The sequence below is a fragment of the Beduini massiliensis genome (assembly GCF_000829905.1).
Classification (GTDB): Bacteria; Bacillota_I; Bacilli_A; order Erysipelotrichales; family Coprobacillaceae; genus Beduini; species Beduini massiliensis.
The window spans coordinates 558,625-583,433 of record NZ_CDPP01000006.1 but is presented as its reverse complement, the minus strand read 5'-3'; the positions used below and the strand labels follow the sequence as shown (position 1 = coordinate 583,433).

Sequence of the window (24,809 nt, the reverse complement as noted above, 5' to 3'; positions counted from 1 at the left end):
TGTTGACTTTGCTACACGGTGTGCTAACTACTCCCTTAATTCTGAACATGTTTCATTATAGTATAAAAAGCATTTGAATTCAACCGTTTTTAAGTTCTGTTCTTTTTGAAAAGATGAACTTCCTCATCTAAACTGTCTTTTTCTTTCCATCTTGTTTTAATCGTTAAATAGACTAAAAAGATAGAACCATACTCTGCTAGTACCAGCAATCCAAATTTACTTTGATAAAATAAGAATATTTTTCCAATATAGGGAACATGAAATACATATTCTCCAATGATATCACTTCGTAACGTATGATAATTATCGTAAGTATCCGCTATTTCTGCTTGTGTTCGATAGTAGGTTTCACCCTCATCTACTTGTGTCGTTTTGAAATAATGGGTCAATATGATGTTTTCACCAAAACGGTCAGCATGAAAAGTTATGATGGTATTGGGTGTAATCGGTGCATCTTCATCTAAGAGGTGAGTTAATACAACGGAATATGTAGGGATAGTAGGCTCCATACTGTCAGTGAGAACTGTATAAAATTGATAGCCTAGCAAGTTTGGTAATTGTTTAGGCATCAAAATTAACGCAGTAAACAATACAACAAAATATACTATGATATAAGGAAAAAAGAAGGATGTTATCTTTTTGATCTTTTTCATCAAACACCCTCCTTTAAATATTATTGATTATTTAATTAAATGGTTTATGCGTCTGGATTAATTTGAACTAATTCACCGTTTATGCTAACTGTAATCTTTGTATTAGCTAAATTTAGATCTTTAATTGTTAAGTTAACGGTATACGCATTTTCACCATTAATAACGGAATTATCTGTATAGACACCACCGGTTTCTGTGAGTGCAGTGTCTCCTTTTTTAATCTCTAGATCATATTGACTAGCTTCTAATGCTGTTCCACTGCTATTCTTTACCGTAGGGGTTAATTTTAAAGCATTCACTTTACCAAGTGTTTTAGCGTTAAATTTATACGTACCGGTATATAAGATTGAATCGGTTACCGTTTCTAAATTTCCGCCACTAAATGTATCAGCAGTTGCTGTTAATGTAATTCTATCTCTTACATCAATTTGTTGGTCAACATCTGTCTTTGTCTGGTCCCATGCGGCATAAGTTGCGGCTGACGTAGTAATTAAAGCTGCGGCTGTCAGAACGCCTAAAATTGTACTTTTTTTCATATTATATTCTCCTTTTTGATTTTTTCCTCAACTAAATTGTATATCGAAAAAGCAATTTTGGGTAATGCTTGTTTAATACGTATTTGTTATAAATAAAAAGTATAACAAGCGTTATACTCCGGAATAATACTGTTTAAATATTTCTAAAAAAATACTTGCCGAATCAGAAAGGGTATTCTGTTTCCTTTTTATAATAATTAAATTCATTTCTAAATCACAGTTTTCAACTAATAAACTTTTGATATGTGTTTTAGCGAGTTCTTTGATCTGCCATTTATGTCCGCATAGGAAAGCATTCGTATTCTTAATAAAATGAATAATGGCATGATAATTACTCATTGTTAAAGTATGGGTAAAGGTTGACAGCTGAACATTATCAACGCTGATCGAAAGATTGATATTTGAAAACAGATCATAAGGCTGGTGGATATATGTATTTTCTAATAAGTCATTGGCATTAATTTGATCTTTTTGGGCAAGAGGGTTATTCTCATTGAGATGCACATATAGGGGACCGCTATCCAGTATTTCATATTCAAGTTCTTTTAGTTCACACATTTTTTTAAAAACAGAGAGTTGGTGGTTATTCAAAACGGTAATACCTAACTCCGATTTTAGACTGCTGACATTTTCAATCACTTCTTCACAGGTGGTTTCAAACATATGTATTTCTGTATCGGCGGATTTGATATGATCATAAAACAATAAAATCAAATCATCTCTTAAAAAAATTGAATCGACCGATATCGTAAGTTTATTGAATAGATCATGCGGATTCATGTATTTTAGTTTTTCCAGCATTTGAAACTGAGTTAAAATTGATTTTGCGTAAAAATAAAGGGATTGACCAGCCGGGGTTAGCTGAATCCCTCTATTTGTTCTGATAAGCAGAACTTGTCCCATTTCTTCCTCTAGGGAGTGAATGGAACGACTGACATTAGGTTGGGTCATATAAAGTTTCTTAGCGGCTTTATTGATACTGCCACTATCGATGACCTCGACAAAATTTTGCAGTTGTTGGGTTTTCATAAAAGACTCCGTTTCTTTATTATTCTAATCTATATTAATGGAAAGAGATCGTATATATCTTTCAAATGAAGCAAGATCCGCTGGTGTTTTCATCACCACCATAATACGTTCAGGATGTGCATAAGATTCAATTATGCTGATGGTTTTATGTTCCAATAATGCAGTATGAAGGGATTGAAGCAACATTTGGATTTTTTGCTGGGATTCGTTTTGATGATAAACGGATTGAACAACAAGTTCCGAAATATCATTATAAGAAAGTGTAATATCCGTAATTCTTGGCTGACCAAATACTCGGCTCATTGCTTCATAAGTCGTTAGCCAGACATCTCCGCTTTTACGTACTTCTCCTGGCAGAAACTTGTTGCGCTCAACCGCTTTTCTTAATGTGTTTCCATTCGCAAACCCCCATTTATCTGCGGCTTCACTGAAAGTTATGACTTGGCTAAGATCAATCACTGTTTATATCCTCCCATTTTTACTTTATTATAAATGTTTTTATTAGAAATGTATAGGGAAGGATGAACGAGAAAGCGTATCTTCTATAAACTGTTTAATGAGATCAACAAAGAGGTCTTTTTGATCTTCAAATACAGCATGACCGCAAGATTCTAAAAGGTGATAGTGGATAAGGGCATTATTTGTCTTACGGATTTGTTGGTCAATATTTTGATAGAGGCAGATCGGATCATTTTTACCCTGCAATATCAATGTTGGGATGGACGTATTATCAAACAGACAGGGAAAAACATGATTAAAGAACCAAGAAGACATAGCTGCAATATGCATAATGGAGTGTATCGTATTTTGTGGGCTGAAAATAAAATCGCGGACTTTGGATAAGGCAAAGAATGCTTCGGGTGCATCATTGTTTAGTGCTTGCAGTTGATCTTGTATGGAAATGTCCATACGTTTTTGATAAGGGGCACTCATTCTTTTATAAAAATCCAAGGCTTGTTCACGACTAAAAGTGATTGCCGGACTGCTTAATACAATACCCTTGAATTCACCGGAAAACCTTTCCATACATAATGAAGCCAAACATCCGCCAAAAGATCCGCCCCATAAAAATAGAGAAGTAAAATCATAGCGATCTTTACTATCTTTCACTACAGCTAGAACGTCATCTGTAATTAATTCAATAGGCAGTCCTTCTTTTAAATCATAATTGGATTGACCACTTCCACGCTGATCAAAATGCAGACATAAATAATCCTTTTCAAACACTTGAAAAGCCGGCAGTTTAATGACTGGCATCGCTCCGCTGCCAGGTCCTCCATGCAGAAATAAAACAGCTGTTTTTGCCTGCATGTTTCCTAATGCATAAACTTGCAGATTCAAATCATGACTTTTTATAGTGTAAGTTTTCATAATAATATTCCTCTCTGTCCCTATATCGTGACAATGCTATCGTAACATTAATAATAACGAACTACAAGTGCTTTCATATAAATAAAAAAAGATAAACCGGAATCGATTTATCTTATAATTCTATTGTACTTTTTAAATGGCGTACTTTCATTTGTTTGCGAGGTATCATTTCATCTAGGTAAAATTGATCTTCAATGCGAATAAATTTCCAATACTCCTGAAATTCATTATTTATGATCCGATTAACCTTGCGTGATCGTCTTTGTGAACCGACCGGTTCTGTTTCCTCTTCCTGTTTGACAATAAAAGGCTGATGATCATGATACCCTTGGATATATACCCAAAAATAATCCTGTTTATTTAGATCGGCATGAATACTGACAATCCAGCAGCAGTTAATCTTGGTATGCCGAGGAGTAAGAGACGTATTTTGGTAAATAGCCCAATTTAATGGGGCAGACCAAGCATCATAGGCATCAGCAGTCATATATTCTTTTGCGATATCGAGTCGCTGTTCGACAGCCGCTTTCTGCAATGTTTCAAAAGTATCATAAATAATAGTATATAGGCGATCTTCATTAAAAAAATCTGTTTCTTTCTCTAAACGGCGGACATATTTTCTGGCTTCAATTCTTTTTAAGATGATTCGGCTTTGATATAAATAATAAAAAGTGAGTAAGATGAAAGCAAGAAAGAGAGTTTCTAATAAAGATTGTGTTTGTTCTAAAGATAGGTTCATAGGGATTCTCCTTTACCCTATTGTAAGAGATTGAATCGACTTATTCAACAAGTTTTCATTAGGTATCTATATCGAATCATGATATGATATTAAGTCTGCGAAAATGTTGGCAATGTGCCTGCATATGTATCAAGGTGAAGAGCTAGGAATGAGCAATGTGCGTTTTGATTCCATCCATGATTATCAGGATATTGAAATCTTGAATGCCTATAAAGAATTAGTAGAAGAGAAGAAAGTGTTAAGTGAACAAGAATTTATGAAAGGGGTCTATTCTCATTCTCGTGATAACGCCAGAACACCGATGCAGTGGGATGACAGCAATTACGCTGGATTTTCTACGATTGAGCCTTGGCTGGCACTAAATCCTTATGAAACTATTACGTATATTTTATAAGCTGTGCTAAAGCACAGTTTTTTCGACTTTATTCCTATTCTTTTATACGGTATTATATAGATATAGGATGAAAGTTGGTGCGAAAATGCCTTTAAAATATGAAAAAGTCGATTTAGATCAAGATCTGCCAATCAAATTAATAGACATCTACTTAGAAAAAGACCATCCCATTTTAGCTAAACATTGGCATCACAGCATTGAGATACTGGTGCCGTTGGTAGGAGATTTGGATGTTTGGCTCAATAATCAAAAGCTCTTAGTAAAAGCAGGAGAAGTCTATATTATTAATTCTAAAGATATTCATAATGTAAGAGGAGCAGAGCCAACGAAGCCATATAAAGGGTATGTGCTGCAAATTAACTATGAGTATATGCAATCTTGCTATCCACAGATTGATGAGATTTATTTTAAAGAAATTGATAATGAGGAAACACTCAGTAAGGTCAAAAAACTTATTTTTGAAATTATAAAAGTATATGATGAAGAAAACAACCATCGATCTTTAAAAGCAAAGAGCTATCTGTTAATGCTGATCTATTTACTATTAAGTGAGCAAAAAGAAAAAAGACCTAAGGCAGCTATCATCAAGAGTGATCGCTATCGAGAAAGAATGGCAGATATTGTAAATTATATTGAAGAACACTATAAAGAGGAGCTCTCAATTGATTTTTTATCGGCAAAGTTTGAACTGTCAAATGGCTATTTATCAAAACTTTTTAAAGATCATTTAGAAACGACTGTTAAAGACTTTATCACATCTGTAAGATTAAAAAAAGCGTACAATGATTTAATTAACACAGATTATCCTATCATTGAAATTGCTTTAAATAACGGGTTCCCGAATATTAAATCCTTTAATACAGTTTTTAAAAAAGAATATCAAGATACGCCTATGCATTATCGAGTAATGATGAGAAAATGCCCTTAATTATGTGAGAAAACGGTAAGAATGTAAGCGCTTATAATTCTATAATATAATTATGAATTAATCATCTAAGGAGGGAAGAAGATGTTGAAGAAAGTGTTAAGCTGCTTTGTCTGCGCTTTAATGGTTGTCAGTTCGGTTAAACCGATTCATGCGGCAGACAATACCGTGAGCGGAAGCTACGACATTGTAGTGGACGGCTATGATTGGGGACCTGCTGTTTCCAAAGCTATTTTAACGTTGGATAAGGCAATCAATAGTGTGACTAATGACGATTTAAAAGTAACAGAAACAAAGAATTGGTATCCAAAAGAAGATGGAACTAAGATTCAGGATTTTGAAAGAGATGTGTTAGATATATATTTATCTGACGAAAATGGAAAAAGACTAGACCCTAGTGCTCCTTCAAAATACGTAACAGTAGAAATGAAAGTTGGACCGGATGGTACCGGATCTCCATTTATTTATGCAGGATTAAATGATTGGACAGATCCTTATTATTTAACTTTTGCTTTTCAATCTGGAAAATCTTGGCAGTCAGGAGGAAATACAATTGATACGTTAGTTATAAAACAGGATTATGACAAAAAAAATATGGGATCTGCTGGTGATTTTAATTATGGTAATCATGAGACTGTTTCGGATGGGCGTAAATATGCTTATGCCAGTTATGAACCTGCTGGATCTGACTTACCGTTAATTATTTGGCTTCACGGTGGTGGTGAAGGCGGTACTGATGCTTCAATTGTAACATTAGGAAACCGTGTGACAGGATTACTAGAACAAGAAATACAAGAGGCAATGGGGGGGAATGCCTATGTGTTTGCTCCTCAGTCGCCTACTATGTGGATGGACGGCTATTCAACAACAGATGGCGGAGATTCAATTTATACAGAAGGATTAATGGAATTAATCACATGGTATGTCAATACCCATCCAAATATTGATACACAACGAATTTATATTGGCGGGTGTTCTAACGGAGGGTATATGACGTTACAAATGATTACAACATACCCGGGTTATTTTGCGGCAGCATTTCCAATTTGTTCAGGATATGCCTCAGCAACTATGAGTGATGAAAAACTTGCTTTATTAAAAGATTTCCCATTATGGTTTACTTATGCACAAAATGATACCGTATTAAATCCAGATATTTTCTCTAAACCAATGATTGAACGTTTAAAAGGAATCGGAGCTACAAATTTACATGTTTTTAGTCCTGCAGATGTTCATGATACAAGCGGAAAATATACAGATTCAAATGATCCTGCTAAACCTTATCAATATAATGGGCATTGGTCTTGGATTTATGTGTTTAATAATGAAAGTGTAGACGGATCTATAAATTTGTTTAACTGGTTAGGACAGCAAAAGAATACTGCTCAAACAGTTACGGCTTCGGGAACACAATCTATTGTAGTGGAAGGATTTGATTGGGGACCGGCGGTTACAAAAACGATTGTTTCATTAGATACACCAATTAACAGTATCAATGCTTCTCAATTAAAAGTGATAGAAAGCAAACATGCGATGGATTGGTCTACCATGAAAGATGGTGTGTACAGTTTTGATCGTACTGTTACCAATGCTTATCTAAGCGATATTAACGGAAATCCGGTAGACACGGCTTCTGCTTATATCACAATTGAAATGGCAGTAAGTCCTGATGACGGAAGTCCTTTCTATTATGATTTAGCTTCAGGATTAAATAGTTGGACACAACCCTATGATTTGAATATAACATTAAAAGATGGGATGCGTTTAATAAGCGGTGATAAATTCATAGATGAATTAAAGGTTACACCTACACCAACCTCTAAAAATCTTACAGCCGCAGAATTATTTACTGAAAGTACCTTTACTTCTGGAAACCAAACACTTAAATATGCTTCGTTTGCACCAAGTGCAGATAACACTCAAAATCCGTTGATTATCTGGCTTCATGGTGCCGGTGAAGGGGGTACAGATACTACTATTGATACTTTAGGAAATAGAGTAACGACTTTAGTCGGAGATGAAATTCAAGGAATTATGAAAGGGGCTTATGTATTGGCACCGCAGTCTCCAACTTTCTGGATGGATGATGGCAGTGGACAGTATACAAAAGATGGAACGAGCCAATATACAGAAGTATTAATGGCACTGATTGAAAACTTTGTTAATTCACATCCGGATATTGATCCTAATCGTGTCTATATCGGTGGATGCTCTAACGGGGGATTCATGACGATGAATATGATTATGAAATATCCGACTTACTTTGCAGCGGCGTTCCCAATTTGTGAGGCTTATGATGATTCATGGATCACAGATGAGATGCTGGCAGGAATTAAAGATCTTCCAATTTGGTTTACTCAAGCTGCCAATGATCCGGTGGTTGATCCACTCAAAACAATGTTGCCAACTTATGATCGCTTAGTTGCGATGAATGCAAGCAATCTTCATCGTTCTTATTTCGATGATGTACATGATACGAGTGGTTTGTATTTTATGCCGGATGGGGTGACTCCATATCAGTATAATGGACATTGGTCTTGGATCTACACATTGAATAATGAATGTGTGGAAAATGGAGTGACAATCTTTGAATGGTTGGCAAGTCAATCTAAACCTATCATAAAAGATGGAACGAATGTTCCTGATACAGGGGATAAGAGTAATCTAGTCGCAATAGGAGGATTAGCTGTTTTATCAATGGCAGCGGGGTATCTTGCTTTAAGAAAAAAGAAAGAAGAAAAATAAAGTGAACGTATGGCTGAAAAGTCATACGTTTTTTTAAATTTGAGTCACTGCAACCAATAGTTGATATACAAATCAGAGAATATGAGTATAATCATGAATAGTAAGTGAGGTGTTTATGATGACATTAGGAGAAAAACTTTATTATTATCGAAAACGAACCCAATTATCACAGGAGGCTGTGGCTGAATATTTAACGGTCAGTCGTCAGGCTGTGTCCAAATGGGAGAATGATCAAAGTCGCCCGGATACGGATAATCTGATTCAGTTAGCCAACTTGTATCATATTACACTAGATGAATTAATTACAAAAAAACAGCCCATCGCTTCTATAAAGAAAGAAAAATGCCGTTATTGTCATAAGAAAGCCACATTTTATTATGATTACCAACCATTTTGCAGTTCGGTTTGTCAAAATAATTATGAAGCAGAAATGCGTTTAATTCAAAAAAATTTAAAATGGTTTTATTTAGGAATAGCAGTTGGGGTTATTGTGATGCTTATTGGGGCATTCTATCCTGAATCATTGTGGCAGTCACGTTTGGTTGGGGCCGGTATGTTTGAATTGGGAACTATCATCGTGTTATTTCCTTATTGTACACCTCAGACTTATGAAATGTTTGGGGTTAAGAAAACAAAGATGATAGGCAGAATTATGGGGATGATCACAGAGTTAATTGCTCTCGCTATTTATTTTTTAGGGTAAAAAAAACCGTTCGTAAATAAAAACGAGCGGTACAAATATTTCTTATTGAAAAAGAGGTTACAATCATAATGGATATAAAAATCTTTGATAGTAAATAAAAAAGTCATTTTAATATATATTATTACGGAATCTTCTAGATATTTCAAAAAAGTATAATTAATAAATGAAAATGAGTAAGTAATGAAATTGTATAAATGAACAAAGGTTAATGAAAGAAAGATAGCCTTCATTAATATGATTAATATTAATGATTTATTATATTTGTTTTAACTTTATAGAGGATACTGATTATAAATCTCCATTTGGATTTATAGTTAAAAACTCCTAATTTTATAGCAATATTTCTTAGATAACGTTCAAACTTTTTTCCAGAGTAATTTCCTCCGGTAGCACCCATTACACCATCAAAATTAGGGTAAACTTTAAAACAAGAAACAGTAATATTTGATGTTTTAATTATATCATAAAAAACGTTTTCAATAAGCTTTTGGTTAGTTTCATTACATAATGTATAAGATTTATTAAAATATGTGAGGTAATCATTTTTATTAACTTTAAAAAAATTAGTAAAGCAATATTTTAAACTGTCATAAATAATAAATTCATTTCTTTGTTTTAACGCAGTTTGGCATATTGCTCTATGGTTTTTTAAAAAGATTCTTCCAGAAACTTTATAAAAAAATTCTTCGTTGTTTAATAAAACACTTTTGGATAATGCCTCCATAATTAAAAATGCGTCACCAAAAGATTTACCATAGTTAATTATTTCTTTTTTCATAATAGATCCACTTATGAATTCAATCTGTTTTGAATGTAATTTAGCACAATCATAAAATAGTTTTTTATCTATGTTATAATCTGAATTTTCAATAAAAATAATGGGATTAAAATCTGTTTCAGTTATATATTTATTTAAACATGTATAATATTGTTCTTTTCTTAATTGGATATCTGTAATGATGTTTCCAACGTTATTATAAACATTAGAATTAATTGTGGCGGTTAATAATAGTGGTAGATTTTCACTCATGTATTTTCCCCTCCGTATTGCTATTTAAATTTTCTTTTATAATGTATTTGTTTTTATGATGATTTAATAATATTTTTTTTGGAAGAAGTCCTACTATTAATGGTCTAATAAAAAAATAAAAATATTTTATTATTAACTTATTTTTTTTCAACCAATAAAAAGTGACTTTAGAAGCATTAATCCTGTATATGTATTTTCGTTTATAAGAAGACGAAATATCTTCAAAATAATATAATAGTTTATTTTCTAAATTAAACCCTTTGTATCCTTTTGAATATAATTTATACCATAAATCTAGATCCTCAGTGCGTTCAGTTCTTTTTAAATCTGTATATCCATTAACTTCCAATAAAGCACTTTTTCTTATTAATATCGTCGGATGTACAAAAGAAGCTTTTAGAGTGAATAACTGATCGAGTTTAACTTCTCCGTTTAGAATATCTTCTCCCCATACCCCCTTTTCATCATACATATACCTACTTGTACCAACAAAAGCATATTCTTTATGTTTTTCTAAAAATTCAAATTGTATTTCTAGTCGATTTTTAGCTGCATAATCATCAGCATCCATTCTTGCGATATAATCTCCCTTTGAATGTTGAATACACCTATTTAGTGTATATGCAAGTTTTTTATTTTCTTTATTTTTTAAAATAATTATTCTATTGTCTTGTTTAGCGAAGGTCTCTAGAACTTTATAAGTATGGTCCGTAGAACCGTCATCACAAATTATTAATTCAAAATCTGTAAATGACTGTTTTAAAATGGAATTTACAGATTTTGGTAATTTTTCAGCTTCATTATATACTCCCATAATTATTGATATTACTGGCATTTTTTCCTCCTGTATTTCTAATTATATTTTAGATTTATTTTAAAAATCAAAAATTCTGCTTTTATAATAGTACATATATGTATTAAATAAATTATGTTGTAATTCTGTTTTATTTGTTTTATTACTTAATGACTTAGAAATTTGATATACTAAATCAGCCATGGTAAGTGTTGTCTTTTTTGATGGAAAATAATAGTATTTATTGGTTGCGTTATCTATATTGTTTAAACATTTTTCAAAATCTAAAATTAAATCATTTATATATGTTATCTCTAATATGTGATTTATATTATTAATGCTAATTGGAAGATCATTAGCAATATTGTATAAGAATGTACTTATTACATTGTTAAAGTTTGGTTTACCATATTTTCCATATATATGATTTAATCTATAAATAAACACTTTAACATTGTGTGTTTTTGAGTAATCTATAAAAATTCTTTCAGCTTCTATTTTTGTTTTAGCAAAAATAGAATCATTTTCTATTTGAGTAGATGAACTAAATAAAATTGGTACATAATTCTTATTATTTTTAAGTAGTAAAATTATCTTTTTAGTTAAATTAACATTGCCAGTTTTAAACTCGTATTGATTATTAGATCTCTGAACAGCTGCAAGATGAAAAACAAAGTCACATTCTTTACAATATTCTTCCAATAAAGAATCATCATCTTTATGAGAATATAAAAGTAAATCATATTTATTTATGGATTTATCAAGGTATTCTATGAGATTTCTAGCAATAAAGCCATTTTTACCAGTAATTAATATTTTCATTTACTTTGTCTCCCAAGTAAATATTTCATCTCTAATTTCTTGAAGTGTTAATAATTTTTTTATAGTTTCTTCAACTGTGAGTAATTCTGTATTATTTGAATCAAATTCAGTCAAGCCATTGCGACCAGTACCTTTTGATAAATAATTATCATAATTTAAATTTCTTTTGTCACATGGAACTCTATAAAAATCTCCCATATCAATTGCTTTTGAACATTCCTCATTAGTCAATAATGTTTCAAATGTTTTTTCTCCATGGCGAATACCGATAATTTTATTTTCTTTATTATAGTGAAAAAGTTTTTTTATAGCTTCTGCTAATACCTCAACTGTTGTTGCTGAGGCTTTTTGCACTAATATATCTCCACTTTCACCATGTTCAAATGCAAAAAGAACTAAATCTACAGCTTCCTCCAAGGACATTATGAATCTAGTCATATTTGGATCAGTTAGTGTTAAAGGTTTTCCTTCCTTTATTTGTGAAATAAAAAGAGGAATTACACTTCCTCTTGAGCACATTACATTTCCGTAACGTGTACACATAATACTTGTTTTGCTAGGATTAACTGAACGAGATTTAGCTACTATTACTTTCTCCATCATTGCTTTACTTATTCCCATTGCATTTACAGGATAAGCAGCTTTATCTGTACTGAGACAAACAACTTTTTTTACACCACATTCTATAGCAGCTGTTAAAACATTTTCTGTTCCAAGTACATTTGTTTTAACTGCCTCAATCGGAAAGAATTCACAAGAGGGTACTTGCTTAAGGGCAGCAGCATGAAAGATATAGTCGACACCATGCATAGCATTTCTTACTGAATCAATATCCCTAACATTGCCAATATAAAATTTGATTTTATTACTCAATTCTGGATATTTAGCTTGATATTTATGACGCATATCATCTTGTTTTAATTCATCTCTTGAAAATATTCGTATTTCTTTAAAATCACTATTTAGAAATCTTTTAAGTACGGCGTTACCAAAAGAACCAGTACCACCAGTTATAAGTAGAATTTTATCTTTAAATGTTGTCATAATTTCCTCCATTTTTGCATTTTTAGATACTACATATAAGTTTTATTTTTGAAATTTTAATAATAATAAAAAAACTTTTTTAAAAAGTATTCTTATTTATTAGTTGAATTTTTTTGATATAATTCTATTAACTAAAAATCTGAAATATGTAATTAAATTCCATTATATCCTTTACAACAGAAAATTGATTTAAAACCATGTATAAGAATGCAATTAATATCTGTATACCTATAAAAAGTAATTTCTTTTGCTTTTTGAAATTACAGCTCATTAATCCTTCTATAAATATAAAATAATAAATTGGTAAAAAATTTCTCACTATTCTATAAAATTGAAAACTAAATAAAATAAGAGGTGTCGATAAATAGACTATTAAACTTAATGTTGATAGATAATTTTTATATAGTAAAAATTTGTTATTTATTAGATTAAAATCTAAAATATAATTTACTAATAATAGTTGAACTATTGCTGCAAGAAACATTAAAAGGTTTCTTGAATGAAAATGAATGTCTGAAAAAAAATATTGAATCTTATTAATCGGGAAAAAGGATGGAAAATATGGGATTATTAAAATGATGACTATCGATATAAAAAGACTGAAAAATATACTCTTTTTCCAATTTTTAGATATACATTGAAATTTTTTAGAGTCATAAAAAATTAATATTAAATAGTATAAGGCCATTATTTGAACGGTAGAGGCTAGTATTATTAGTATAATAAAAATTATTTTTTTATATTTCATTTGTGACAATAATATAACTATTGCCAAAGTGAGAATTACCATTACAATAAAGTTTCTAATCTGAATTACGTCACTAAAAAAGGGGGCTATGCAATAAAGAGAGAAGCAAAGATTTGGAAAGTTGCTTAGCTTTAAGAAGATAATTAAAATTAATCCCAACCCTGAAATGCTTACTATTAATAAAAAAGACTGATATGAGATTCCTAATAGATTGCATAATCTCATAATTACCATATAGCCAGGAAAGCCTGTATTATTAAAGAATTCTGTAGATGATAACTTATATAAGTTTAAATAATTTTTATAATCTGCATTGTTGTAATTTAAAGAAAATATTATTATTACAGTTATAAATAATGGGATAATATATTTCTTTTCTTTTTTTAAAATGCAAAGCAAAAGCGTAATAAAATATATAAGCCAACCTATCATTTGAATTGCATCCTTATTTTATATTTTATTATATTAAACTCGCACCAAAGCTTGTATTTCTTATTTTTGATTTTATTTGAAACCAAATTAAATTTCCCTTTATTTTGAATTCCTCGTAACGATGATAAGGAAGCATATCTTTCTTTTGATCTCATCAATAAATTTGGTGGATAACTTAGAGTTAGACTTTCTGGATAAACGAAGGTGTAATCAATAATTGTATAAGTTTTATTTATTATATATTTATTTAAATGAGATTCGTCATGCCATAACGCACATATTCCATTAGAATCATCTATTTCTATATTTTTTTTAGGAGTCTTTGTGATATCAAGAAATCTTGAGGTTTTTGCACCAAAAAAACAAGCTTGTATGTAATCTTTGCCCTCATCTCCCCATTCTACATATGCAGTGGACTTTTTGTTTCGATCTAATGGAAATTGTAGCGGATTAGACTTTTCAAATCTGAAATGTTTAGCAAAAATCATATCACTCCCTTCCCTTGGTATAAGTTCTTCGGAAAGCGGCTTAATAAATAAAGCATTAGCATTAAAGAAATAACAAAAATCATAATATTTTAAATCTTCATTAATTAAATCAAACATGTGAAATCTATATAAAGTATTGCCTGGCCACCCAAAATTATTTACTTCAATAAATTTAACTCTAGATAAATTACTATTTAATAAAATTGGGTCATCTGTAAATACAAAGTAATTTTTTTCATATTTATTATCAGATAAAAAATATTTTTCAGCTGATTCAAAAAAATCATCCCACATAACGCTATATTTACCAATACCTATATATAAAATTGCTATCTTTGTCATATTTTCACGTAGACTTTTCTACTTTTCCTCCTCTTTTATTTTCCAAAAATATTTATAATAAATTTGTTTATAATATATTTTAAATTTTCTTTTAAATTTTCCTATTATTGATATCTGATCAACGGCTTTAGAAGAAACTGGACGATTATGTAAATCAATTTTTAAAGACAGTTTATTTTCTAGCCGTCTGACCTCTTCAAGATTCCAATGTGATTTAAAAACTAGAAATCCACGATTATAACAGATTGGTTTTTTACTCTCGTTAATAATAGATAAAAAATCTCCATTTAGTTTTTGCGCGCGCATTGATCCATACATCTCAGACTCCCAAGGAGTTTCATTATTAACTATAACGTTCCTTAAATAATTTGTTTTCCAAAACCCCATTTGGTAATTAAATAACCATAATGTTTCTTTTTTTCTAAGTTCTAAAGTATTATATTTCTTTATTTTTTTTCCCGGCATATCTGTTAAACATATATTTACAACATTTTTATTTTGTTTCATAAATTCTAAGTATTTTTTTAAAGTTACAGATTGTACAGGTTCTTCAACAATAAAATCGTCTAAAATTATCATAATATACTCTGTGTCAATATAATCTATATAACTTTTAACTCGGGTTGACCAACTATTGTTTTTACTGTAGTTTAACACTTCAATATTTAAATTATAATTAAAATTATTGATACTGCTATTTTCAAGTCCAATATAAATCTTAAATGGACAATCTTCCCAAAATTTTTTAATCATAAGCAAATTTAAGTGGACTAAATCCAAGGTTTTATCACTGGCTAACATTAGTATAGAACAATCATTTTTGCTACTCATCTTGAACCTCCTTTTTAAATCGTTTAAACAAGATATTTCTGTAGAATTTAAAATTAGAATCATTAAAGCTCAGTGTTATAAATATAATTAACGATAAAAGTGAGCAACAGACCATTTTTATAATAAATGAGAATAAATGATTGCTAAAATTCATATAATTAATAAACGTATAAGTCAAAGTAAAGTTAATAAAAAAAAGTATTAAATATTTAAAGTAGTCTATCCAAAATTTTTTCCAATTAAAATCTATAAAATAATATTTATATAACAAAAAATTTTTAGCAATTGTTGGAATTATATTAGAAATTATTGTTCCTAAGATTACACCTGTTATTCCAAATAAATTGACGAATAATATAGAAACTATAATATTTAATATTCCTTGTAAAATCATTAGATATTTATCGTAATTGTGATATCCTAAAGCATTTTGAACTGATATTGCTGGAATGTTCATATTCTGTAAAAAATATAAAATTATCATAAGTAACGGTATTTTGGAATTTAGCAAATAAAATTTACCAATCCATAATGATATAAAATTTTGAATTAAACAAAAATATAAAATCGCGGTAACACTGGAGAAGGCATACGCAAAAAATAAACTTTTTTTATATACATCATGACATTTTTCAATAGATGCACTGACAGATAAGTTACCAAAACTAGTTGTAAATGCAGAAAAAAAGGAAGAGAAAAAAGATTTTAATGTTTGAATTATCAAATTGTAATTTGAATATACCCCTACGATAGACGTACTTATAAAACTCGAAATAATTAGATTATCAGAAGAGCTGATAGCAAAAGTAGAAATGTTTTGTATTGCAATGTCCCTCAATTTCAGCATTAATTTTTTTTCTGTTTTTTTATTTAGGGTAATATTACTTTTTTCTTTCAAATATGGGTAATGTTTATTTACATAAATATTACATATGAAATTTTCTGAGAAATTAAATAGTATAAGGAGAAGTAAGTAATAAACATAGTTCTTTGTAAAGAAAATGACTATCATTTGTATAACTTCAAATGAAATTTTACATATCATATGAACAATGGAAATAACACCGTTCTTTTGGTTTGCATATAAGATACTTTTTTTATATGAAAAAAAATAAGTAGCTATAGTGCTGCTAATATATAAAAAAAGATATAATTGAACTTTTGAATTATTTATACTTGTATTCGTTAAGTAATTAATATTTAACATTAAAATTCCACCAATAATCGCTACGATTAACCCTAAAAAACTATACATTTTCTTGCAGAAATTAATTAATATTACTATTTCTTTATAATTTTTTTCTTCAATTGGTTTATATAAAAAGAAAATAGTAGCAGTACTTAAGCCTGCATCTGTTACCGATAGCATGGCAATTATGTTTTGAAATAAACTGTTTAATCCTAAAATTTCATTTCCTAAACATTCTAAAAAGAGCTTTCTACTTATGAATGTTATTAACAGAATAGAGATCATTGATAATAAACTTAATAAACTGTTTATGATTGCTTTTTCTGTCCTACTTTCACTCAAAATATATATCCTCCTATTTCTTGTATATGGCCACCATTTTATTTTTAATATTAGAGATGGAAAAATTTACTAAATTTAAATATGTACATTTTTTAAAGTCTCTAAAAAGTTGTTCTATGCTTTGCTGGAATTTTTCTTTTTCATCTAAATTAAATAGAAAATCCTTGTTATTGATTAGATCACAGTTACCTCTAATTTCTGAAACAACACATGGAAGACCTGCGGCCATTGCTTCCATCAGTGCCACTGATAATCCCTCTCGTTTTGATGGGAAAATAAAAATATCACATGATTTCATAATTTCAATTATATTATTTCTGTAGCCTAATAAATGTAAACGATCTCCAATATCTAACTCTTTTGCTAAATTTAGATATGTTTCTTTTAACGGACCAATCCCACATATTAAATAGTGAATATTATGAGGTAGTCTTGGCAAAGCTTCAATGACAATTCTATGATTCTTATTTTCGTTTAGTTCTCCAACCGAAAGCAAAAGTATAGAGTCTTTAGAAATATCAAGTTCATTAATAAGCTTTTCTCTATTTCCTTGAATAGAATTAATTTTATCCAAATCAATTCCAACACCTGGAACATATTCTACAGACCCATTTTTTCTTAATTTAAACTTTTTAGCAGCTTCAAAATCTTCTTGATTAATGGTAATCAAAACATCTGTATATTTAGCTCCATATCGCTCAATATTTCTAAATAAAAAGTTCTTTAGAGGATTATTTCCTTTAAAGAAATGAAAACCATGTGCCGTATAGATCATTTTTACTTTTTTATAATGATCTGAATTTTTATTTGCTATCCTACAAATAATTCCTCCAATAGGAGAATGACAATGAATTAAATCGTATTCTCTTTTATTTAATAGCAACTTTGTCTGTTTATATGCTTTTCTTAGATTTGAAGTGTCGGATATTTTTCTAGGAATTGGAATATGAGAAAAATTAATCCCCATGTTACTAAGTTCTTCTTTTAGCATTTCAATTTTTTCTTTAGAAATTGTACTTCCAAATTCAAAATTACATGCTACATCGACTTGATAACCTAATTCTTTCAACAATTTGATATTCTCCATGTTAAACTGTGAAATCATGGACGCTACAGAGGCATACATTAATGCTTTTTTCATGAATCCACCTCTGTTAGCATAATTGATTCTTTAAATGAATATCTGCAATAATTTTCTTTATAAGTAGATAATTCTTTACTAATTGTCAGATTGCTAAATACTTTATTTATATAAACCTGTTTATTAAGTAACTTTAGTAGGGGATTAAATATTCCTATAAATATAATTCGATGTTGGTGTATCTTAGCCACTTCTTTAATGAGTTTTTTACTTGATACATACTCGTCATTCTGAGGCAAGAAGATTCCACTTTCCTCGTTGTCTATCATTAGCTTTACGAATTCCATTAGATTTCCTAAAAACAGCATGCTTCTCTTATTATCTAAAGTTGGAAAGATCGGTGTTTTCTTAGCAAATTTAGCTAGTAATAGATAATTTCCTTTTGATTTAGGACCATATATCATAGGAGGACGTATAATAACAATTTTAAAATGACGATCTTCTAATGGTCTTATTTTTAATTCTGCTTGCTTTTTACTGTCACCATAAAAGTTGTCCGGTGTTAATGGTGTATCTTTGGTTATAATCCGATCTTCACCAATTCTTCCGCTTCCATAAACTATGATTGAACTCATAAAAATAAAATGTTTAATATTGCTCTCTTTTGCTTTTTTTGCTACCTCATAAGTTAAATCTGTATTGACCCTATAATAAAGCTTTCTTTGACTTTCATCAGGGGTAGAATGAGCTAATCCGGCTACATGAAAAACAACATCAAATTGAGTAAAGTCATAATTTTTCCAGTTTTCATCTCTCACATCTAACTCCATCACGTTATATTCATCTGGATATCTTTCTAAGTATTTTTTGAAGTTTGAACCAATGTAACTATCTTTTCCGGTAATCAAAATACGTTTCATAAAGTATCCTCTCCTTTATGCATTTCTCCCGTGCCACCTTCAATGACCCCCTCATGCCTCAGTACAGACAGGATTGTCCCGAAGAAACATTTGCAGTCAAATAAAAAAGACATATGTTTTACATAGTCTCCATCCAAACTTGCTTTAACTTCTATCTCTAATTCATCTCGTCCATTGATTTGTGCCCAACCGGTGAGTCCCGGTTTAACATCATTAGCGTGATATTGTTCTCTTAAATTAATTAGATCTTCCTGATTCCACAAAGCCGGTCTTGGTCCAATCACTGACATTTCCCCTTTTAATATGTTTATAATTTGTGGCAGTTCATCCAATGAAGTTTTTCTTAAAAAATGTCCCGCTTTAGTAATATACTGATTAGGATTAGCTAAAAGATGTGTAGGTGTATCTTTTGGCGTATCAATATACATGGTTCGAAATTTCAATATATAGAAATAATGTTTATTTTTTCCGAACCTCTTTTGCTTAAATAAAATAGGTCCCTTGCTGTCTAATTTAATCCAAATACACAGTACTAAAAAGATCGGACTAAGAAGAATCAATCCTAAAAGAGACAAGATAAAATCCAATGCTCTTTTGATATAATATTTATACATAAATACCCCCTTAAAATGAAAAAAAGAATATAATTTCCCCTACCCCAAGTAAGTGAAACTATATTCCGATTCTTTATATAGGCGGTAAACCAGCTCTATATATTAAATTTTGCTTGTAATATTTAAACCAGCTTGGATATATCGGTTCATAAATTTTAGCTTTAAGAAAGCCAGTTGATTGTGTTTGTCGATTTTGATAATATCATTTTCAAAGTTTTTTAACGGTCCACCGGTAATTATTGCTTTATCCTGTATTAAATATGCTTGGGACATTTTCAATACATTAGAAGAATCTAATAAGCGTTCAAACATGCAAATTTCTTCTTGGCTTAAAGCAGGTGCATCTTTATATTTTAATTGTTTAATCAATCCGTTTTTATCTTCCTTCATACTTGTCAGCAAGATATCAAATTGGATTTGATTTAATCCTGTTTTAATGAATATATAGTTGGGAAATAAAGGCTTTAATGCATAACCTTTCGTATCTCGCCGATAATATTCAATAAGTGGAATAAAGGCATGAAGTTCTTTTTGATCGTTTAAGCTCTTCAATAATTTTTGAAGTTTATTGGATAAAACATATAAAATATACCAGTTCATGTTTTGCTTATTACTTCTAAAGGAACTTTCATATATTTGCCCAGCATACCACAGTCAAGAACTGCAATCCTTTTATGCCGATCAATTTTCTTTATTTGACATTCCATTCCAACTAGCGGACCACTGTCTACTTTAAGAATAGAGTCAGTGATATGACCAATGGAATGTTTAATCGTATCTTTATTATCGAGCATCTTTTCTAAGAAGTGGGTTTCATTCGGATCTAAAGCGATGATATCTGCATATTCGAGTAAGGCTGCAAATCGATTGATTGATTTTAATACTTCTGCATACTGATCATTAAACTGTTTTTTAGATAAAGTAGTTTTTAAAAAAATATAATCAGGAAACATACAAGAAATTTGATATTCTCTCAATTTAGAGTTAGAGAACCATTTTTCTATCTTAGGTATAAAGGCATGTATATGATCTTGACGATTAAAATAATCCACTAATTCCTGTATTCTATCACTTTTAGTATGAATGACGCACCAATACATAAGGTCTCCTTTCTGTGAATAATAAAAATTTCGTAGAATACACTATTCTACGAAACGAATTATAGCATAAAGTCGCTTGAAATAAAATAAAAAATACGTATTTAAAGAGATTTTGATGAAACTTATCGTATTTTCTTATTTTTTGTATGACGGGTGTTTCTCCATTGAAAAGATGATAGATTGACAATGGTATTTTATAAGGAGGAATAACAAGATGCAAGCGAATATGGATAAAGATATGTTGGCAATTTCTAAAGAATGGCTCGAATTAAGACGAGTTTATATCAAATACTCTACTTATATCAAGTATAAACGATTAATCGAATTACAGCTCACTCCATTCTTTCAGGAATATCATACCCAAGATATCAATGAACAAGCTATCGTTAAATTTTTAAAGAAGAAAATGGATGGTCATTATTCATTTAGTACGATGGCTTCAATACGATTTACATTAAAATCTATCTTAAATTACGGAGAATATAAATATGGTATTCCCCATATTGATTTTCAATTTATTAAATTAACTACTAGGAAAGAAAAAACCAAAGTGTTGACTTCATTTCAAATTCAATGTTTAGATCACTATTGTTTTCATCATATTGACTCAACATCTATCGCTATCACATTAGGCTTATATGCCGGACTGCGTATTGGTGAAATCTGTGCATTGCAATGGAAAGATATCGATTTATCTCAAGGCGTCATCAATATATCAAAAACGGTTCAAAGGTTAGAAAATGCAGATCAAACCCTTTGCAAAACTTCATTAATGATATTTGAACCCAAAAGTGAGACTTCAAAAAGACAAGTACCATTACCTAATTTTATGTTGAAGCATATTTATCAATATTATCAATTAAGCAAGGATTCAAATGAAAATGCGTTTATCCTTTCTAATAACTCAAGAATCATCGATCCCAGAACAATACAGTACCGTTTTAAAAAAATCTGCTCAGAAAATGGATTTTCTATTAACTTTCATTCCCTTCGTCATACCTATGCCACAAAATGTGTAGAGAGTGGAATTGAAATAAAGTCTTTAAGTGAAATACTTGGACATTCTGATATATCCATTACTTTAAACCGCTATGTTCATTCCTCTCTGAGATTTAAACAAGACCAGATCAATAAAATGAAACAGCCTAGTATTTCGTAGAATAGTGTATTCTACGCATTAATATCTATTTATGGACGTATTGCCTACAGCGTTATCTGTAGGTTTTTTTTATGAAAAAAGAGACCGAAGTCTCTTATCTAACAATAAGCGGGTAAATACATTTGAGGAATATCTTTATACTTTTCAGCTTCTTCTTGGGACAAAAAGACTGTCAAGTGAAGTTGCTTTGAAGAAAGGATATGCGGTCCCGCACATCCTGCATAACCTTCAATGCTGAAAGTATATTCTTTTTCATTTCCTACTAGATCCACAACCTTTCCATTCATAACATAACCATTCATTAAATAATATACAAGATGCCCTTCTTTAAGCATAGGATTCCCTTCTTTCGTAAATATTGCCTTCTTATGAATACGTTCAACATCATAAAATTATTTCTGTCATTTTCCTGCAGCTCTATTATTTATCTTTCCGATTATAAATTCAATGAATATGCCTATTTATGTATAAAAAAGGCATTCCCTAAGGAATGCACTTTTGATGATTATTTACTTAAATCTTCACCATTTGATAAGATAACCTTTTTGTACCAATCAAATGATTTTTTCTTAGAACGTTTTAAGTTACCGTTTCCTTTATCATCCATATCTACATAGATCATACCATAACGTTTAGTCATTTCACCTGTACCGGCAGAAACTAAGTCGATACATCCCCAAGGCGTATATCCCCAAAGTTCAACTCCATCTAATTCGATTGATTTTTTCATTTCTGCGATATGGTCAGCTAAGTAATCAATACGGTAATCATCATTGATTGAACCATCTGCTTCTACAGTATCTTTCGCTCCTAATCCATTTTCAACAACCATTAAAGGTAATTGATAACGATCCCATAATTGGTTCATGGCAATTCTTAATCCCATTGGATCGATAGGCCATCCCCATTCAGATTCTTTTAAATATTTAGATTTAACGACTCTTGCTACGTTTCCGTCTGTTGTTTCAGCATCTTTTCTTGATGTCGAAACCCCTGAGTTATAGTAAGAGAATCCAATATAGTCTACTGTACCATTGAATAAGATTTCATCATCATAAGGTTCTTTTTTGATAACGATTCCTTTTCTTTCGAATTCAGCTAATTTATATGATGGATAGTATCCACGACATTGTACATCGCAGAAGAAATGTTTTAAGTTTCTTGCCGCATCGATATCTTCTTGCTGATCGGCAGGGTTACAAGTTTCAGGGTAAGATAAAATATAAGCAACCATCATTCCGATTTCAAAATCAGGATTAATAACGTGTCCTAATTGTACGGCTTGTGCGCTGGCAACAAACATGTGATGTAATGCTTGGTAACGTGTTTGATCATCTGTTTTACGACATCCTAAAGTGGTATAACCATTTAATAAGTTAATTTCATTGAAGGTCATCCAATATTTAACTTTATTTTTGTAGCGTTTGAAAATGGCATCACAATAATTAACATAGTAATCGACTACACGACGATCAGACCATCCGTCCATTTCATCGGCTAAAAATTTAGGCACATCGAAATGACAGATTGTTACGATCGGTTCAATGTTGTAGCTTAGGCAAGTATCAAATACTTTATCATAGAAGGCTAATCCTTCTTCATTTGGTTGTTCTTCATCACCTCTTGGGAAGATTCTAGTCCAAGAGATTGACATTCTAAATGAATTGAATCCCATTTCAGCAAATAATTTAATATCTTCTTCATAATGATGATAAAAATCAGTTGCCACATGGCTTGGATAATACGTATCCGGATCTAAATATCCTACCGCTCCGTCAGGTAATTCTTCAAAACGATTGATTGATGTTAAAGTACCGTCTTTTAATTTGATTGTAATTCTTCTTGGGGTATTCATATTACCATCAGTAATCACGTCAGAAGTCGCTAAACCTCTTCCGCCCTCATTATAGCCCCCTTCATATTGGTTAGCGGCAGTAGCGCCCCCCCATAAAAATCCTTGTGGAAATCCCATAATTTTTTCCTCCTTATTGTTATCGTTTACATTATAGCATTTCTTTTTCTATTATTTAATAAAAAAGTGTAAATATCTAAACATATTTTTTTACTTGTCATAAGTAGCATAAATATTATGAAAAAAATAAGGTATTATAAATTTATAGCGGATTTATCGTATATATTGAAAATACCAATAACTATTCAAATTTTGAAAATATTTGTCAAATAATAGTTTTAGATGTATAATCGCAATAGATTATTCAATGTATATATCAATGAAAACGGACTATAATAACCGTGTAGAAGAAGTTAATATAAAATTCATACTAAAGAAGTATGATTTTGTCGAATATAAAAAACACTTTAGGCAAAATGAATAACCATGAGTACAGACTGAATAATATAATAAGGAGAATACTTTTAGAAAGGAGTGTTGGAAATGGATAAGAAAATTAAATATACGACCAATCCCTCACTTCTTTTGGTAGCGGATATATTGGAGTTATTGATGAATGATGGGGGTACAATCTATGTCGGGATGGAAAAAGATGGCCGTGTTGTAGGATTGGAAAATGCCAATTTAGTCATGAGAGAAGTAAATATGATGATTATTAATGCATATCCGGAGCTTATTCTTTCTACGCATACCCGTATTGAAATTACCGGAGGAAAAGAAATTGTACGCATTGATGTATTATTAGATGGATATATAGAAGAGTATGTGTATTATGATCAGTTTTATCAGGAAACCAAGAATATGTTTATTCCGATCGATCAATTTGAAAAAGCAAAATATAAGACAAGAGCTTCCTAGGCTCTTTTT

General features: G+C 30.5%; 27 protein-coding genes. 6 read left to right on the top strand and 21 right to left on the bottom strand.

Features of this window, described 5'->3' with window-relative positions; genetic code table 11:
* Positions 1-89: 89 nt before the first annotated feature.
* The 6 genes from BN1225_RS12835 to BN1225_RS12810 all read right to left on the bottom strand — a co-directional run bounded on the left by BN1225_RS12835 (position 90) and on the right by BN1225_RS12810 (position 4,328).
* On the bottom strand, positions 90-653 hold the full coding sequence (locus tag BN1225_RS12835; protein WP_052466690.1) for a S24/S26 family peptidase: 564 nt from the start codon (positions 651-653) through the stop codon (positions 90-92).
* A 44-nt stretch (positions 654-697) separates the two neighbouring features.
* Positions 698-1,189, bottom strand: a complete 492-nt coding sequence (locus BN1225_RS12830) for a hypothetical protein (protein ID WP_041140182.1) — start codon at positions 1,187-1,189, stop codon at positions 698-700.
* Between the two features lie 111 nt (positions 1,190-1,300).
* The gene (locus BN1225_RS12825) at positions 1,301-2,218 is read right to left on the bottom strand and encodes a LysR family transcriptional regulator (RefSeq protein ID WP_041140181.1); all 918 of its coding nucleotides are present in this window, start codon (positions 2,216-2,218) and stop codon (positions 1,301-1,303) included.
* Between the two features lie 24 nt (positions 2,219-2,242).
* Positions 2,243-2,677 carry a helix-turn-helix domain-containing protein gene (locus tag BN1225_RS12820; protein ID WP_041140180.1) on the bottom strand — a complete coding sequence of 145 codons (435 nt, stop codon included), beginning with the start codon at positions 2,675-2,677 and terminating at the stop codon, positions 2,243-2,245.
* 42 nt (positions 2,678-2,719) lie between these two features.
* On the bottom strand, positions 2,720-3,589 hold the full coding sequence (locus BN1225_RS12815; protein WP_041140179.1) for an alpha/beta fold hydrolase: 870 nt from the start codon (positions 3,587-3,589) through the stop codon (positions 2,720-2,722).
* A 112-nt stretch (positions 3,590-3,701) separates the two neighbouring features.
* Positions 3,702-4,328, bottom strand: a complete 627-nt coding sequence (locus BN1225_RS12810; RefSeq protein WP_041140178.1) for a Tim44 domain-containing protein — start codon at positions 4,326-4,328, stop codon at positions 3,702-3,704.
* 124 nt (positions 4,329-4,452) lie between these two features.
* On the opposite strand from BN1225_RS12810, the gene BN1225_RS12805 reads away from it, so the two are divergent.
* From BN1225_RS12805 to BN1225_RS14200, 4 genes are all read left to right on the top strand, one after another.
* On the top strand, positions 4,453-4,722 hold the full coding sequence (locus BN1225_RS12805; protein ID WP_147585219.1) for an alpha-amylase family glycosyl hydrolase: 270 nt from the start codon (positions 4,453-4,455) through the stop codon (positions 4,720-4,722).
* Positions 4,723-4,789: 67 nt separating this feature from the next.
* Positions 4,790-5,650, top strand: a complete 861-nt coding sequence (locus BN1225_RS12800) for an AraC family transcriptional regulator (protein ID WP_041140176.1) — start codon at positions 4,790-4,792, stop codon at positions 5,648-5,650.
* A gap of 81 nt (positions 5,651-5,731) precedes the next feature.
* On the top strand, positions 5,732-8,392 hold the full coding sequence (locus BN1225_RS12795; protein WP_041140175.1) for a prolyl oligopeptidase family serine peptidase: 2,661 nt from the start codon (positions 5,732-5,734) through the stop codon (positions 8,390-8,392).
* A 115-nt stretch (positions 8,393-8,507) separates the two neighbouring features.
* Positions 8,508-9,095, top strand: coding sequence for a helix-turn-helix domain-containing protein (locus tag BN1225_RS14200; RefSeq protein WP_242857713.1), 588 nt, complete (start codon positions 8,508-8,510; stop codon positions 9,093-9,095).
* Positions 9,096-9,339: 244 nt separating this feature from the next.
* On the opposite strand, the gene BN1225_RS12785 is transcribed toward BN1225_RS14200, so the two are convergent.
* The 13 genes from BN1225_RS12785 to BN1225_RS12725 form a co-directional block, all read right to left on the bottom strand.
* Complete coding sequence (locus BN1225_RS12785) at positions 9,340-10,125, bottom strand: hypothetical protein (RefSeq protein ID WP_041140174.1); 786 nt, start codon at positions 10,123-10,125, stop codon at positions 9,340-9,342.
* Positions 10,118-10,960: a glycosyltransferase family 2 protein gene (locus BN1225_RS12780; RefSeq protein WP_052466682.1), complete on the bottom strand. Its 843-nt coding sequence runs from the start codon at positions 10,958-10,960 to the stop codon at positions 10,118-10,120. Before BN1225_RS12780 ends, BN1225_RS12785 begins: the two co-directional genes overlap by 8 nt.
* Positions 10,961-10,999: 39 nt before the next feature.
* Positions 11,000-11,740 carry an NAD-dependent epimerase/dehydratase family protein gene (locus BN1225_RS12775; RefSeq protein WP_052466676.1) on the bottom strand — a complete coding sequence of 247 codons (741 nt, stop codon included), beginning with the start codon at positions 11,738-11,740 and terminating at the stop codon, positions 11,000-11,002.
* Positions 11,741-12,784, bottom strand: coding sequence for a polysaccharide biosynthesis protein (locus BN1225_RS12770; RefSeq protein ID WP_187117563.1), 1,044 nt, complete (start codon positions 12,782-12,784; stop codon positions 11,741-11,743).
* 127 nt (positions 12,785-12,911) lie between these two features.
* Complete coding sequence (locus tag BN1225_RS15175; protein ID WP_041140172.1) at positions 12,912-13,964, bottom strand: EpsG family protein; 1,053 nt, start codon at positions 13,962-13,964, stop codon at positions 12,912-12,914.
* Positions 13,961-14,794 (bottom strand): glycosyltransferase family protein, encoded by an 834-nt coding sequence (locus BN1225_RS12760; RefSeq protein ID WP_052466674.1) that lies wholly within the window; start codon positions 14,792-14,794, stop codon positions 13,961-13,963. Before BN1225_RS12760 ends, BN1225_RS15175 begins: the two co-directional genes overlap by 4 nt.
* Before the next feature lie 18 nt (positions 14,795-14,812).
* On the bottom strand, positions 14,813-15,625 hold the full coding sequence (locus BN1225_RS12755; RefSeq protein ID WP_041140171.1) for a hypothetical protein: 813 nt from the start codon (positions 15,623-15,625) through the stop codon (positions 14,813-14,815).
* Positions 15,618-17,156, bottom strand: a complete 1,539-nt coding sequence (locus BN1225_RS12750) for a polysaccharide biosynthesis C-terminal domain-containing protein (protein ID WP_041140170.1) — start codon at positions 17,154-17,156, stop codon at positions 15,618-15,620. Before BN1225_RS12750 ends, BN1225_RS12755 begins: the two co-directional genes overlap by 8 nt.
* A gap of 13 nt (positions 17,157-17,169) precedes the next feature.
* Positions 17,170-18,297: a glycosyltransferase gene (locus BN1225_RS12745; protein ID WP_041140169.1), complete on the bottom strand. Its 1,128-nt coding sequence runs from the start codon at positions 18,295-18,297 to the stop codon at positions 17,170-17,172.
* The gene (locus BN1225_RS12740) at positions 18,294-19,157 is read right to left on the bottom strand and encodes an NAD-dependent epimerase/dehydratase family protein (protein WP_041140168.1); all 864 of its coding nucleotides are present in this window, start codon (positions 19,155-19,157) and stop codon (positions 18,294-18,296) included. The genes BN1225_RS12745 and BN1225_RS12740 overlap by 4 nt, the downstream gene beginning before the upstream one ends.
* On the bottom strand, positions 19,154-19,771 hold the full coding sequence (locus BN1225_RS12735; RefSeq protein ID WP_041140167.1) for a sugar transferase: 618 nt from the start codon (positions 19,769-19,771) through the stop codon (positions 19,154-19,156). Before BN1225_RS12735 ends, BN1225_RS12740 begins: the two co-directional genes overlap by 4 nt.
* A gap of 102 nt (positions 19,772-19,873) precedes the next feature.
* Positions 19,874-20,371, bottom strand: a complete 498-nt coding sequence (locus BN1225_RS12730; RefSeq protein WP_041140166.1) for a transcription termination/antitermination NusG family protein — start codon at positions 20,369-20,371, stop codon at positions 19,874-19,876.
* Positions 20,368-20,871: a transcription termination/antitermination NusG family protein gene (locus BN1225_RS12725; RefSeq protein ID WP_041140165.1), complete on the bottom strand. Its 504-nt coding sequence runs from the start codon at positions 20,869-20,871 to the stop codon at positions 20,368-20,370. The genes BN1225_RS12730 and BN1225_RS12725 overlap by 4 nt, the downstream gene beginning before the upstream one ends.
* Before the next feature lie 214 nt (positions 20,872-21,085).
* On the opposite strand from BN1225_RS12725, the gene BN1225_RS12720 reads away from it, so the two are divergent.
* The gene (locus BN1225_RS12720) at positions 21,086-22,030 is read left to right on the top strand and encodes a tyrosine-type recombinase/integrase (RefSeq protein WP_052466672.1); all 945 of its coding nucleotides are present in this window, start codon (positions 21,086-21,088) and stop codon (positions 22,028-22,030) included.
* A 98-nt stretch (positions 22,031-22,128) separates the two neighbouring features.
* Here the strand turns inward: BN1225_RS12720 and BN1225_RS12715 are convergent, their stop codons facing one another.
* Both BN1225_RS12715 and BN1225_RS12710 read right to left on the bottom strand, forming a co-directional pair.
* Complete coding sequence (locus BN1225_RS12715; RefSeq protein WP_041140164.1) at positions 22,129-22,365, bottom strand: hypothetical protein; 237 nt, start codon at positions 22,363-22,365, stop codon at positions 22,129-22,131.
* A gap of 170 nt (positions 22,366-22,535) precedes the next feature.
* The gene (locus tag BN1225_RS12710; protein WP_041140163.1) at positions 22,536-24,002 is read right to left on the bottom strand and encodes a family 1 glycosylhydrolase; all 1,467 of its coding nucleotides are present in this window, start codon (positions 24,000-24,002) and stop codon (positions 22,536-22,538) included.
* A 423-nt stretch (positions 24,003-24,425) separates the two neighbouring features.
* Between BN1225_RS12710 and BN1225_RS12705 the strand changes: the two genes are divergently transcribed.
* A complete protein-coding gene (locus BN1225_RS12705) occupies positions 24,426-24,800 on the top strand; it encodes an AlbA family DNA-binding domain-containing protein (RefSeq protein ID WP_041140162.1) in 375 nt (124 codons plus the stop codon).
* Positions 24,801-24,809: the final 9 nt, after the last annotated feature.